Source organism: Mycobacterium sp. NGS56 (assembly GCF_059812425.1).
The window spans coordinates 94,046-107,932 of record NZ_JCALCQ010000005.1; the positions used below are offsets into that span (position 1 = coordinate 94,046).

Consider the following 13,887-nt stretch of genomic DNA (forward strand, 5'->3'; position numbering starts at 1 on the left):
CGGTGACCACTTGGGTCTCTTCAGTCGCTGCCTGATGGCCACTGGGTGAATGCCAAAAGCGCTAGCAGATGCGCTAGCGCTTTGCGGATTGTCCCTATGCCTCCGGGAACGGAAACCCTTGGGGCGAAAGTGAAACCGAGCGACAGTCAACGGCCGCGGCGCGGCTGCCACACCACCAGCGCGGTGCTCTTGGGCACCACGGCCACGTCGCGGCGCTGGCCGGCCCGCGTCTGCGCCAGCTCCTCGGTCAATTCTTTGACCCGGGCCTGCAGCGCTTCGACCTGGTTGGTCAGCTCGATGATCCGTTTGATGCCGGCGAGGTTGACGCCCTCGTCCTGCGAGAGCCGTTGCACCTCACGCAACAGGTCGACGTCGTGCTCCGAATACCGCCGTCCCCCACCGGAAGTCCGGCGCGGGCTGACCAGGCCGAGCCGGTCGTAGGTGCGCAGCGTTTGGGCGTGCATGCCGGCCAGCTCGGCGGCCACCGAGATCAGAAAGGTTCGGGCATCCTCTTTGCGGTTCTTAGCCATCAGCGATTACCTGCCCATCCGGCCCGGGGGTCGAAGCCGCTGGACCGCTCCGCGGCGGCGTAAGCCTCCAGCGCCTCCTGGGCTGCGCCCTCCAGATTCGGTGGTACGGCGACCTTTACGGTCACCAGCAAGTCCCCGTTGCCGCCGCTGCGCTTGGGCACGCCACGCCCGCGCACCCGCAGGATGCGGCCGTCGGCGGTGCCCTTGGGCACCCGGACACCGACTTTGCCATCCAGGGTGGGCACCGAAATGGTTGAGCCCAGGGCCAACTCGGCGAAGCTGACCGGAACGGTCACCGTGAGGTCGTCGCCGTCGCGTCCGAACACCTTGTCCGGGCGCACGTGCACGGTCACGTACAGGTCACCCGACGGCGCACCGCGCAATCCCGCCTCGCCCTGGCCGGGCAGCCGGATGCGCTGTCCGTCTTCGACTCCCGGTGGGATCCGCACATTGATCGTGCGGGTGCGGGTGGTGACGCCGGTGCCCTTGCACTCGTCACAGGGGTGCTCGATGATCGAGCCGCTGCCCCGGCAATCGGTGCACGGTTCGGAGAAACCGAATGCGCCCTGGTTGCGGTTGATCACACCGGAGCCGTTACAGGTGGGGCAGACCTTCGGGCTGGTGCCCGGCCGCGCGCCGCTGCCATGGCAGTTGGTACACGGCGCCGGACTGGTCAGCCGCAGCGGCATCGCCACGCCCTTGGCGGCCTCGACGAAATTCAGCTGCGTTTCCGTCTCGAGGTCGTTACCGCGCCGCGGCCGGCTGGGACGGGCGCCCGAACCGCGCCCGAACAAGCCGCCGAACAGGTCACCGATGTTGGTGCCGCCGCTTCGGCCGGCGGCATCGAACAAATCGTTGAGGTTGAACTCAGCGCCGTCACCGCCGACGTTGAAGCCCCCGAACCCGCCGCCGTCGAACCGGCGCCCGCCAAAACCACCGCCGGCGAACAGCCTTCGGGTTTCGTCGTATTCCTTGCGCTTGGCCGGATCCGACAAGACGTTGTGCGCCTCGGAGACCGCTTTGAATCTTTCGCCGGCGGCGGGGTTGTCGGGGTTGGCGTCCGGGTGTAGGTCGCGCGCCAACTTGCGGTAGGCGCGTTTGATCTCTTCGGGACTGGCGTCAGAGGAGACGCCCAGCTCCTTGTAGAAGTCCTTTTCGACCCATTCACGCTGGGCCATGTCGCGTCACCCCCTCACCACTTTCTCTTGGTCACTCTTCCAATGTGCTGATTGTGTGGTCTAGTCACCGGACGTGCCGGCGTTATCGTCCGATTCGGCGGGGTCGGTTTGCCCGGCCGCCGCGGCGGACTCGGCGGACTCGGCGGTTGCGTCGCCCTCATCGTCGACCGTGTCGACGACGCCGACCAACGCGTGGCGCAGCACCTGATCGCCCAGCTTGTAGCCCTGACGCATGACGGTGCCGATCACCGGACGGGAGCCGTCGCCTTCGTGCTGGACGGCTTCGTGCAGCACCGGATCGAAGTCCTCGCCCTCCTCGCCGAACGCCGACAGGCCGAGGCCGGTCAGCGCGCTTTCCAGCTTGTCGGCCACCGACTTCAACGGCCCGGACTCCAGGTCGCCATGCTTGCGTGCGCGGTCGAGATCGTCCAACACGCCCAGCAATTGGTTGACGACGGCGGCCTTGGCCCGGTCCGCCGCGGCTTGCTGATCGCGCAGCGCACGCTTGCGGTAGTTCGCAAAGTCGGCCTGCACCCGTTGCAGATCGCCCAGCAGTTCGGCGGCCTTGCCGGCCTCCTCGGGTGATTCACCCGAGAAGTCGCCCCGCGCAGCCCCTCCCGGCGCGTTGCCGGGAGGGACCTGCCGTACTTCACCGGTCTCAGGGTCGATTCGCCGCTTGTCGGTGACTGTCACCTGTTCCTGTGGATTGCTTTCCGTCACTTGGACTCCCGGTCATCGTCGACCACCTCCGCGTCCACGACATCGTCAGCGGAGCCAGACCCGTCGCCTGCCGCGCCGCCACCGGCCTGCTCGCCGGCGGCCTGGGTGGCCTCGTAGATCGCCTGTCCGAGCGCCTGCGATTCCTGCCCCAGCTTCTCCATGGCCGCCTTGATCGCGGTGATGTCGGTGCCGGCCAGGGCCGTCTTGGCCTCGGCGATCGCGGCGTCGACCTTGGACAGCGTGTCCTCGGGGACCTTCGAGCCGCCCTCGGCGTCACGCTGGTCCTTGACGAACTTCTCCGTCTGGTAGACCAGCGATTCGGCCTGGTTGCGGACGTCGGCCTCTTCGCGACGCTGACGGTCCTCCTCGGCGTGCGCCTCGGCGTCCTTGATCATCCGGTCGATCTCCTCCTTGGACAGGCCGGAGCCCTCCTGGATTTTGATCGTGTTCTCCTTGCCGGTGCCCTTGTCCTTGGCGGTGACGTGCACGATGCCGTTGGCGTCGATGTCGAACGTGACCTCGATCTGTGGGACGCCGCGTGGGGCCGGCGGGATGCCGGTGAGTTCGAAGGAGCCGAGCAGCTTGTTGTGCGAAGCGATTTCGCGCTCACCCTGATAGACCTGGATCTGCACCGACGGCTGATTGTCGTCGGCCGTGGTGAAGGTCTCCGACCGCTTGGTGGGGATGGTGGTGTTGCGTTCGATGAGCTTGGTCATCACGCCGCCCTTGGTTTCGATACCCAGGCTCAGCGGCGTAACATCAAGCAGCAGAACGTCTTTCACCTCGCCCTTGAGCACGCCGGCCTGCAGGGCGGCGCCCACGGCGACAACCTCGTCGGGGTTGACGCCCTTGTTGGGCTCCTTGCCGCCGGTGAGCTCCTTGACCAGCTCGGTCACCGCGGGCATCCGGGTGGAACCACCCACCAGGACCACGTGGTCGATCTCGGAGACCGAGATACCGGCGTCCTTGATCACGGACTGGAAGGGCTGACGCGTGCGGTCCAGCAGATCCTGTGTGATGCGCTGGAATTCGGCGCGGGTCAGCTGCTCGTCGAGGAACAGCGGGTTCTTGTCCGCGTCGACGGTGATGTACGGCAGGTTGATCGACGTGCTCTGCGAACTCGAGAGCTCGATCTTGGCCTTCTCGGCGGCCTCACGCAGCCGCTGCATCGCCATCTTGTCCTTGGTGAGGTCAATTCCGCTGGTGCCCTTGAACTTATCGACGAGCCACTCGACGACGCGGTCATCCCAGTCGTCCCCACCGAGGTGGTTGTCACCGCTGGTGGCGCGGACCTCGACCACACCCTCGCCGATCTCGAGCAGCGAGACGTCGAACGTACCGCCACCGAGGTCGAAGACCAGGATGGTCTGTTCCTTCTCGCCCTTGTCCAGGCCGTAGGCCAGCGCGGCCGCGGTCGGCTCGTTGACGATGCGCAGGACGTTGAGGCCGGCGATCTGGCCGGCTTCCTTGGTCGCCTGACGCTGGGCGTCGTTGAAGTACGCCGGCACGGTGACCACCGCGTCGGTGACGTCCTCGCCCAGATACGCCTCGGCGTCGCGCTTCAGCTTCATCAGCACGCGGGCACTGATCTCCTGAGCGGTGTATTTCTTGTCATCGATCTCGACGGACCAGTCGGTTCCCATGTGTCGCTTGACCGAACGGATGGTGCGGTCGACGTTGGTGACCGCCTGGTTCTTGGCGGGCTGGCCGACCAACACCTCGCCATTGCGCGCGAAGGCGACGATGGACGGCGTGGTCCGCGAACCCTCCGAGTTGGCGACGACGACTGGGTCACCACCCTCGAGGACTGCGACGACGGAGTTGGTGGTCCCGAGGTCGATACCGACCGCACGAGCCATGGTGATTCCTCCTGAATATGTAGAGCTTGCTTGGTGTCACTATGCTGAGTGAACCCCGCTCAAGCCTGCCCGTGGGGCTGGTGGGCTGTCAACCCGGCATTGAGTGTGGTTCGCTCAACTTGTCGATCATGTTAACGGCGATCGGTGCCGCCTTGTTCCCGGGGTGGCTGACTATTCGGAGCCCCGTCGGCAACATCCTCGATCAGCGCCAGCAGCGCGCGGGTGGCCGCGCTGACCGGCCGGGTCCCCGAGGTCGCCACGTAGAGCCGCCACTGCAGGTCGTGCCCGGTGATTCGGACGCTGACCAAGCCCGAGCTGTCGATGCCGTCGAGGATGGACCAGCTCAAAAAGCCGATGCCCAGCCCCTTGCGGATGCAGGTCGCCGCGGTGCCGATGTCGGCAACCTCCACCGCGACGGTCCGCTCGACACCCGCAGCCGCGAACGCGGTGTCGACCACGGTGCGGTTGCCATACCCCGGCGGTCCGTCGACGAAGGACATGCCCGCCAGATCGGCCAGTGAAACCGTCTTGCGCCGCGTCAGTGGATGCTCGGCGGGCACCACCAGTAGGAGGGGCACCGACGCGACCAGCCGGGTATTCAGGTCAGCCGGTGGTGGTCCGGTGAACACCAGAAAGGCGACGTCGAGGCCCCCGTCGCGCAATTGGCCGGCTAGACCGGCCGAGCCGGCGCTGGCCGCACGCAGGTGGACGACCACCTCGGGGTGACGGGCGTGCAGTTCGGCCAGCACGGTCGGCACGTCGATGACGCTGACCGACGTCAACGTGCCGACCCTGACGGTGCCGCGCACGGTGCCCCGGGCGGCGTCGACCGCGTCCTTGGCCGCGCGGGCGGCGTCAAGCGTGGTCCGGGCGTGGGGCCGCAGCGCTTCTCCGGCGGGGCTCAATGTCGCTCCGCCCGGGCCCCGGACGAAGAGCTCGGTGCCCAGTTCGCGTTCGAGCGCCTTGATCGTCGCCGATACTCCGGATTGCACGACCCGCAGTCGCGTGGCCGCTCCGGTGAAGCTTCGGCTGTCCGCGACGGCCAGGAAATACTCGAGGTGGCGAAGCTCCATATCAGCGATTATCACCAATAATGATCAAGCGCATCAGAATATATCGTTGGTGCTGATCGTGGGGTCGGCCATACCGTGACAATGCCCATGAATCAGCAAACCCCCACCGAGATCGGCACGCGGTGGTCGTCGGGGTCCCCCGACGACAGATTCGTCGTGGAAAACCCCGCCACGGGTCAGGTCGTCACCGTGGTGCAAGGCGCCGGTATCGACGAGGTGGACAGGGCGGTGCGGGCGGCACACGCCGCGCACCTGAGCTGGAAGCACCGCCCGGCCCGTGAACGCGGCCGCTATCTGCGGCGGGTCGCCGACGTCATTCGCGCGCACGCCGACGAGATCGCCGCCCTCGAGTCGCTGGAAATGGGCAAGCCGATCAGCCAGGCCCGCGGCTTCGACGTGGAAGCCGCGATCGGAATCTTCGAATACTTCGGCGCCATGGTTGAGGTGCTGCCGAGCCAGGCGCGCGACTACGGCCCGATCTTCGACGTCACCACGCTGGAGCCCTACGGCGTGATCGCCGGCATCGTGCCCTTCAACTGGCCACCGATCCACACCGCGGGCAAGATCGCTCCCGCGCTGGCCGTCGGCAACGCCGTCGTGCTGAAACCGCCCGAGCAGACGCCATCGGTGGTGCTGCGGCTGGTCGAACTGATCCAGTCGGTGCTGCCCGACCCGGTGGTGCACGCCGTGCCCGGCGGCGGCGAGGTGGGCGCGGCGTTGGCCGAGCATCAACTGGTGGGCAAGATCTCCTTCACCGGGTCACCGCTCACCGGTTCGGCTGTGCTGCGCACCGCGGCCGGCAACCTCACGCCGGCGCTCATGGAGCTGGGCGGAAAGAACCCGCTGCTGGTATTCGACGACGCCAATTTGCGTGAGGCACTGCTGGCCGCCGTCGAAGGTGGCTTCTTCAACCAGGGCGAGGCGTGCACAGCGTCCTCGCGAATCCTGGTGCAGGACAACATCTATGCCGAATTCGAGAAAAGGCTGTGCGCCGCGGTCTCCCAGCTGCGGGTGGGCGACGGCGCCGACCCCGGCACCGACGTGGGCCCGCTGGTCACCAGGGCACAGCGCAAGCAGGTGCTGGAATATCTCGACATCGGCATGGCCGAGGGCGCCCGCATCGCCGCCCAGGCTCCGCTGCCGCAGGATCCCGAACTCGCGGACGGCTTCTACGTCGCACCGACCGTGCTGACCGGCGTCACACCGGGCATGCGGGTGGCGCAGGAGGAGATCTTCGGCCCGGTCGTCGCACTGATCCGGTTCACCGACGAGGCCGAGGCGGTCCGCATCGCCAACGGCACGCCGTACGGACTGGTCGCCGCGGTTTTCACCGCCGACGGCGATCGGGCGCTGCGGGTGAGCCGGCAGATCCGGGCCGGAGCCGTCTTCATCAACAACTACGCGCGGATGGCCATCGGCAGCGGATTCGGCGGCGTCGGCCACAGCGGGTTCGGCCGCGAGCACGCACAGGAGACGCTGGCCGAATACGGCTACACCAAAACCATCCGCCTGGCCGCCAACCGCGACGAGCTGCCGTATTGGAACGCCGCCACCCGAGTCGTCGAAGGATAACTCAGATGCGTGTAATCGCCCTTGAAGAGCATTACGCCACAACGGAATTCCTGCGTGGGCCGGGCACCTGGCTCGCGTCGCGGCCCGGCATCGTGGAACCGGCCAGCGATCTCGGCGACGGCCGCATCGCGGCGATGGACGAGGCGGGGGTGGATCTGGCGGTGCTGTCACTGGCCGCACCCGGGGTGGAACAGCTGGACCCGGACGAAGGCGTTCGGCTGGCCCGCGACTGTAACGACCAGCTCGCGGCCGCGGTGCAGCGATACCCGGATCGCCTGGCGGGTTTTGCCACCGTGCCCACCAGCGCCCCCGACCAGGCGGCCGACGAACTCGAACGGGCCGTGCGCCGGCTCGGCTTTCCCGGCGCGGTGATCAACGGACACAGCCGGGGCCGTTACCTGGACGACCCGTTCTTCGAGCCCATCCTGGCCCGCGCGGCCGCCCTGCAAGCACCGATCTACCTGCATCCGACCATCCCGCCGGCGGGCGTCATCGAGTCCAGCTACGCCGGCTTCGCCGAGCCCGTCACGTTCGCGCTGGCCACGGTGGGCTGGGGGTGGCACATCAATACCGCCACCCACGCGCTGCGGATGATTCTCGGCGGCGTGTTCGACCGCCACCCGTCGTTGCAGATCATCATCGGGCACATGGGTGAAGCGACGTCGTTCATGCTCCCGCGTTTCGACGCAACGCTGACACCGGATTTGACCGGCCTGCGACGCCCCGTGAGTTCCTATCTGCGCGAGAACTTCCACTACACGTTCGCCAACTTCAATGACCACGCCACGTACGCGAACCTGGTGGCGCAGGTGGGGATCGAACGCGTGGCCTTCTCCGCCGACTATCCGTTCGGGTCGATGGTCGCCGCCCGCGCCTTCCTCGACGGCTTGCCGCTGTGCGATCACGAGCGGGCCGCGATCAGCCACCGCAACGCCGAAAAGCTACTCGGCCTCTAGCGGCCCGAACAGATCCGTGACCGGTCGATCACGCGGTGATAAACCCGGACCATCGGCTCTGCATCGATAGCCGCGCCGGAACAGGACTTTCGCCTCCCGGTGCGTAACCTAAGTGCCGCTATTTCGAATCGTCTGGGGAGCGGCGGGTGCGGTTTTCGGAGAATGTGCGGCGGAGCCTGGCCGGTGGTTCGCTGCTGCTCGTAGCCCTGCTGGCCAGTTCAGAGCTGGTCTCTGGCTGCAGCTCCGTCATCGGCGGCCGGCCGGTGGCCTCGCCCGGAGCGGGTCCCACCGAACCGTCATTCCCCACCCCCAGATCCACTCCGCCGTCGGCCACCGCCACCCCCGCGCCGGGCCCGTCCACTGCGCCGGCGAACCCGACCAATCCAGCGGGAGCCATCCCGCTGCCGCCCGACCAGAACGGTTACGTCTTCATCGAGACCAAATCCGGCGTGACGCGCTGCCAGATCAACAGGGAGACCGTCGGCTGTGAGGCGCCGTTCACCAACTCACCGCTGCAGGACGGTGAGCACGCCAACGGGGTCAGCATCAACAGCGACGGCAAAGTGCAGTGGGTGCTGGGCAACCTGGGCGCCATCCCGACCGTCACCATCGACTACAAGACCTACGCGGCGCAGGGCTGGACGATCGTCGCCACCGCCGACGGCACCCGCTTCACGAACGACCAGACCAAGCACGGCATGTTCGTCAGCATCGAGAAGGTCAGCACGTTCTAGGGGCCTGAAACGCCGAATCATTCGGGCTACGGCGCGATCCGGCCGGCTGAGCCGGCCGTCCGGCATCAGGTGCCGAACGACTTGTCGCGCAACCGAATTGTCAACGGGTGAAGTCCGACGGTCGAAATTTCCCCTCAGACAGCTGGTTTTCGATCTCCTCCAGGCTCTTACCGGTGAGGTCGGGCATGCGGAAGTACACGAAGACCCACGCCGCCAGGTTGAACAACGCGTAGAGCCACATCGAGGGCCCGACCCCGATCGCTTTGATGAGCGACAGCATCGTCAACGTGATTACGAGGTTGGTCCCCCACAGTGTCGCCGACTGCACGGCGGTGGCGGCCGGGCGCACCGCCAGCGGATAAGTCTCCGAGCCGGTCAGCCAGCCCATCAGCTGTAGGCCGCCGCCATTGAACAGCATGAAGGCGGTCAGGCAGATCATGATGTAGGGAATCACCTCGTGACCGCTGCCGCTGGTCACGAACAGCAGACCCAGCACGAACAGGCTGATCGCCGCACCCGGCACCATGATGAGGGTGAGCCGGCGCCGACCCACCCGGTCGATGATGGCCAGCCCGATCAGTTGGGCGATCAGGTAGGTCGCACCCAAGCCCACCGATACCCACAGAGCGACGGACCTGTACACGCCGTCGTCGGTCAATATGGTCGGCGAGTAGTAGATGATCATCTCGATGCCGCTGAGCTGGGTGAACACCGCGATGCCGCAACCCAGGACCAGGGCCGGGCGCACCCAGGCGGCGCGCAGCCCACCCCACCCTCGGGTACTGGCCGTGTGTTCGACGCGTGCGAGTTCAATCGCTTCGTCCAGCTCGCTACCCACGTCGTAGCCCTCGGGCCGGACCTGTTCCAATACCGCTTGCGCGGCGTGTCGATCACCTTGCTTGACCAGCCAGCGCGGACTTTCCGGCAGGCGCAGCAACAGCCACAGCATGATCGCCGCGGGTACGCACGCGATCCCGATCGGCCCTCGCCAGGAGATCGAGTCGGAGACCCCGACGAGGGTAGCGACGAGGAGGCCAACCCCGATGGCGATCTGGAAGCACAGCACCAACCGCCCCCGGTAGGCCGGTGGCGAGAGTTCGGCGACATACATCGGTGCCGTCTGCGTCGCCCCGCCGACCGCGAAGCCCAGGACCAGCCTTCCCAGCGACAGCGCAACGGAATCGGGCGCGTCGGCGCACCACAGCGCGCCGACGATGAACACCACCGCCAGCATCAACAGGGTGCCGCGACGGCCGCGCAGATCGGAAAGCCAACTACACGTCAATGCCCCGATGATGGCGCCGAGCAGGATGCTGGCGGCGATCACCTGCTGCCAGCCCTCGGTGATGTTGAAGTCCTGGGTGAGCTGCAAGAGCGCCCAGGAGATGACACCGGTGTCGTAGCCGTACAGCATCCCCGAGATCGCCGCGACGAGCGCGATGATGACCACGCCGCTCGTCAGTTGTTTTCCCTCGCCGCCACCGGCTGCGCCCTGCGATACTTCCGCGTTGGCCATACCGGTGACGCCGGAGCGGAGGTGACGAACCCCGGGCTGGTCGGCGGGCCGGCCGGGCATCGTCATCGCCTCCCAATGCTCGGATTTCCTGGTCGCTCGCCGCGCTTTTCATAGCCCGATGCCATAACCGCTGTCGCATGGCTGCGCCTGTTGGTCGCTGGTGCGGTCAATGAACGGGTATCCAGCTCGCTTCGGTTGCTGGTTGGTCCGCCCGGGCCCGGCAAACGCGGCGCCTGTTACGGGCTTGCCGCTTGACTTCCAATATCGAAACGGGACGCGAGCCCGTCACGAATTGCACGAAAGTCGAGGTGACGCGGCGATCGTTGTTATTGTACTAAAACGTTTTTCGGCCGAAGAAGCCTCTCGATACGGTCAACACCTTCTGAGCCGGCGATCCGGTCAGAACTTGGAGCCAAGTCCCGCGATCAGATTGATCGTCACAGCCAACACAACCGCCCCGAGCAGGTAAGACAGCAGCGCATGCCGCAATACCGTCGCCCTGATCGAGGTCAAGCCGATCTCGGTGTCTGACACCTGGTAGGTCATGCCGACGGTGAAGGCGAGATAGGCGAAATCCCGGAAGCGGGGCGGCTCAGGATCGTGAAAGTTGATGCCGCCCGGGTCATCCGAGTAGTAGAGCCGCGCGTAGTGCACGGCGTACAGCGTGTGCACGGCGACCCAGGACGCCGCGACCGTCAGGACGCCGAGGATGGCGGCGGCCACGGCTTCGCGCCCCGAGCGCGAGCCCGCGGCCACCACGTAGCCGACACCGCCCAGGCTCGCGACGCTCGCCGACAGGATGACCGCGTCGGCGACCCAGCGGGTCGGATCCTCCCGCGTCGACCAGCGGCAGGTCTGCTCGGCATCCATGCCGAGCAGGCTGAGGTGCGTCCACACCGCATACATTCCGGCGGTGATGATCCAGCCGGCCAACGCATAACGCCAACCGGCCGTATTGCCGACCGCGACAGCGCCGGCGACCCCGAGGACCACGCAGACCGATATCCGGACCGCGACCGTGTCTCGCAACAACTTCACCAGGGAATCCACGCCCTTGACCTAACCACCACGCGGATCGTCAGCCCACGTCTTCGGCGCACCGCCGCGTCGTTCAGGGCCGGCATGAGGAGATTGGCAGGTGCGGTTAGTACCATCGGTGCCGTGGCATCCAATGGCCCGCGCGACGACTTCCACAACCAGCCGACGCAGCATGGCGACTTCGGCGCGGCCGAACAGCCGCCGACCGGCCAGATTCCGTCATCCGGTCGCCCGCCGAACCCGCCCGAGGGGTTCGAGCAACCCGGCGACGTCGACCCGTTCGACCAGGAGGCCGAGCCGACTCCCTGGTACCGCAGGCCCGGAATGCTCGTCGCGTGGCTGGTCTCCGTCGTCATCCTGATCGCGTTGATCGTCTTCGGCATCATCCAGCTCATGCACGGACAACAGAGCGTCAACCACAATCCGAAAACGACGACAAGCACCACGACCACCACCACGTCGACGACCCCGACGACGACCACCCCCACCACCGCGCCCAGCAGCGCAGAGGAACCACCCGCGCAGCAGCCGACCCAGCAGCAGCCGCCTCAACAGCAGCCCACCGGAGGACAGACCCAACAGCCGTCGCATCACCACCATTTGCCGCAGCTGCCGTCGGTGATCACCGTTCCGGGGGTGCCGAATCCGGTCACGGTGCCGCCTGGGCTGCGTTAGCGAGCCGGTGGCGAACCCGATTCAAGGTTGCACCGCACCGCGCCGGCGAAGCCCTACACTCGCTGCAATCCACGGTCGCTACGGCGAGCACCGCCGCGCGACGGCAACGGGACGACTGACACAGGGGTGTAGCAGATGAGCGAGTCGCTCGGGCTGTCTATCGGGGTGGCCAACCTGGTGGCTGCCCGCGCGGGCGGCGCTCCGATAACCCGCAGCTCCGTGCTGACGTTGTTCGAACAGCGACCCACCGAAGTTGGCCTGCCGGAAGAAAATCCGAATCTGACCGAACCGGGACTGGTGCTGCGGGGTTTCGTCGAACGCGTTGGCGACCGCGCGCCATTGGTGGCGGCCGACGGCACCAAGTACCTCGGCGCGGCGCTGACGGTCGAGGCGATCGAGGCCATGGCCCGCGCGGTCGGCTACGGGTCACCGATCACCATCGCGGTGCCCGCCTACTGGTCCCGCGACCAGTTCGCGGCGCTGCGTGAGGAGTTCTTCGCCCAGTCGGACCTGGCGCGCGGCGGGGCGGCGCCGATGCTGGTTTCCGATGCCACGGCCGCGCTCGCGGCGCTGCGCGGCACGCCGGGATTCAGGGCCGACGGCGTTATCGCCCTGTGCGACTTCGGCGCCGCTGGCACCACGGTCACCCTGATGGATGCCGGGGCCGGCTTCGCGTCGGTGGGTCCGGTCGCGCGGTACACCGATTTCTCCGGCGACGCGATCGATCAGCTCATCCTGGATCACCTGCTGTCCGCCGACGTCAGCACCGCCATGCTCGGCGGCGCCGCGCGGGTCGGGTCGCAGACCCGCCTGCTCGCCGCGTGCCGGCGCGCCAAGGAGCAACTGTCGACCGCGGGTGTGGGCACCATCGCCGGGGCCAGCGACGAGGGTGCCCAGCTGTCCCGCACCGAATTCGAGCAATTGATCTCCGCACCGCTGGACCGGTTCCTCGCGTGGGTCGACGAGTCCTTGCGGCGCAACGCGATTCCGAACACCAGGCTCAGCGCCATGGCGATCGCCGGCGGTGGCGCGAACATCCCGTTGCTCAAGGCGCGCTTGTCGCAACGGTTCGGGGTACCGGTGCACAGCACCGCGCAGCCGGCGCTCAGCGCCGCCCTCGGTGCGGCGGTGCTCGGCCCGCATTACGCGTCGGGCGGCGCTCCGACCGCCGCGGCCGCCGCCGTGGAAGCGCCGACCGAAATGGTCGGCACCACCGGGCTGGACATGACCCAGGCCGCGTGGGGAGCCCAGGCCACCGACGTGGACGACGCTCTGGCGTGGTCGCAGGACGCCGACCACGACGAGCCGGTGCCCTATACCGGGCGCGACGCGACCGGCGAGTACGCCAGTGAGGCAAGGGAATTCGACGGTGCGACCGGCAGTCACTACGCCCCCGCCCCGGGGCGATTGCCCTGGTACAAGCGCACGGCGCTGGTGTTGAGCGTGGCCGGGGCGGCCGCGGCGGTGCTGGTGGCCCTGATCTTGGCGATCAACCTGTTGCTCACCAAGTCCACACCGGTCCGCCCCACGTCGCCGCCCAGCCAACCGCCGCAAACCGTGACCATCACCGGGCCGAACGACAGCACCACCGTCACCGTGATCCCAGCGCCCCCGCCGCCGTCCACCGAGCCGTCGGCCACCACCACGACGCCCGCGCCGGCGCCGTCGACCACCGCCACGACCACGACGTCCGCGCCGCCGAGCACTACCACCACCACGACGGCCGCCCCCACCACTACGTCGCAGGCGACCACCACCGCGGCACCGACGACCACGCGCGGGCGGCCCCTGCCGCCAATCTTCGGGCGCTGACGGGAACAGTTCCAAGCCCCGCGGCAACGGTTATTCAACGAAGTTTGGTGGCGCTCATCACTTCGTATGCGTCGCCTCCGGTGAATGGGTATTAACCAGCAGGCCAGGGGCATGGCGAACTGCCAAGTTAGGGCAGCCTTTCTCGCGCTGAAAGCCGCGGAGATGTAACTATGAGCGGGGCTCAAGCAGGCAAATACAACGCAGGCTGATTCAACTATTCATTG

12 protein-coding genes are annotated in these 13,887 nt (G+C 67.3%); 5 read left to right on the forward strand and 7 right to left on the reverse strand.

Features of this window, described 5'->3' with window-relative positions; genetic code table 11:
• Positions 1-146: 146 nt before the first annotated feature.
• From AC5Y4F_RS15180 to AC5Y4F_RS15200, 5 genes are all read right to left on the reverse strand, one after another.
• Positions 147-530 carry a heat shock protein transcriptional repressor HspR gene (locus AC5Y4F_RS15180; protein WP_067936288.1) on the reverse strand — a complete coding sequence of 128 codons (384 nt, stop codon included), beginning with the start codon at positions 528-530 and terminating at the stop codon, positions 147-149.
• Positions 530-1,708, reverse strand: a complete 1,179-nt coding sequence (dnaJ, locus tag AC5Y4F_RS15185) for a molecular chaperone DnaJ (protein WP_067936285.1) — start codon at positions 1,706-1,708, stop codon at positions 530-532. The genes AC5Y4F_RS15180 and dnaJ overlap by 1 nt, the downstream gene beginning before the upstream one ends.
• 60 nt (positions 1,709-1,768) lie before the next feature.
• A complete protein-coding gene (grpE, locus tag AC5Y4F_RS15190) occupies positions 1,769-2,428 on the reverse strand; it encodes a nucleotide exchange factor GrpE (RefSeq protein ID WP_067936281.1) in 660 nt (219 codons plus the stop codon).
• Positions 2,425-4,287, reverse strand: a complete 1,863-nt coding sequence (gene dnaK / locus AC5Y4F_RS15195) for a molecular chaperone DnaK (protein WP_067936278.1) — start codon at positions 4,285-4,287, stop codon at positions 2,425-2,427. The genes grpE and dnaK overlap by 4 nt, the downstream gene beginning before the upstream one ends.
• 131 nt (positions 4,288-4,418) lie before the next feature.
• Positions 4,419-5,360 carry a LysR family transcriptional regulator gene (locus tag AC5Y4F_RS15200; protein WP_067936275.1) on the reverse strand — a complete coding sequence of 314 codons (942 nt, stop codon included), beginning with the start codon at positions 5,358-5,360 and terminating at the stop codon, positions 4,419-4,421.
• Between the two features lie 87 nt (positions 5,361-5,447).
• On the opposite strand from AC5Y4F_RS15200, the gene AC5Y4F_RS15205 reads away from it, so the two are divergent.
• The 3 genes from AC5Y4F_RS15205 (at position 5,448) to AC5Y4F_RS15215 (ending at position 8,622) form a co-directional block, all read left to right on the forward strand.
• Positions 5,448-6,932, forward strand: coding sequence for an aldehyde dehydrogenase family protein (locus AC5Y4F_RS15205; protein WP_067936305.1), 1,485 nt, complete (start codon positions 5,448-5,450; stop codon positions 6,930-6,932).
• Positions 6,933-6,937: 5 nt separating this feature from the next.
• Positions 6,938-7,888: an amidohydrolase family protein gene (locus tag AC5Y4F_RS15210; RefSeq protein ID WP_499997504.1), complete on the forward strand. Its 951-nt coding sequence runs from the start codon at positions 6,938-6,940 to the stop codon at positions 7,886-7,888.
• A gap of 146 nt (positions 7,889-8,034) precedes the next feature.
• On the forward strand, positions 8,035-8,622 hold the full coding sequence (locus AC5Y4F_RS15215) for a hypothetical protein (protein WP_067939857.1): 588 nt from the start codon (positions 8,035-8,037) through the stop codon (positions 8,620-8,622).
• 100 nt (positions 8,623-8,722) lie between these two features.
• On the opposite strand, the gene AC5Y4F_RS15220 is transcribed toward AC5Y4F_RS15215, so the two are convergent.
• Together AC5Y4F_RS15220 and AC5Y4F_RS15225 are read right to left on the reverse strand one after the other, a co-directional pair.
• Positions 8,723-10,138: a sugar porter family MFS transporter gene (locus AC5Y4F_RS15220; RefSeq protein ID WP_082947809.1), complete on the reverse strand. Its 1,416-nt coding sequence runs from the start codon at positions 10,136-10,138 to the stop codon at positions 8,723-8,725.
• A gap of 399 nt (positions 10,139-10,537) precedes the next feature.
• Positions 10,538-11,188, reverse strand: a complete 651-nt coding sequence (locus AC5Y4F_RS15225) for a DUF1345 domain-containing protein (protein WP_067939860.1) — start codon at positions 11,186-11,188, stop codon at positions 10,538-10,540.
• 72 nt (positions 11,189-11,260) lie between these two features.
• Here AC5Y4F_RS15225 and AC5Y4F_RS15230 point away from each other — a divergent pair, with 72 nt between their 5' ends.
• A complete protein-coding gene (locus AC5Y4F_RS15230; protein WP_197520695.1) occupies positions 11,261-11,851 on the forward strand; it encodes a hypothetical protein in 591 nt (196 codons plus the stop codon).
• Between the two features lie 135 nt (positions 11,852-11,986).
• Complete coding sequence (locus AC5Y4F_RS15235) at positions 11,987-13,663, forward strand: Hsp70 family protein (RefSeq protein ID WP_067939864.1); 1,677 nt, start codon at positions 11,987-11,989, stop codon at positions 13,661-13,663.
• Positions 13,664-13,887 lie beyond the last annotated feature (224 nt).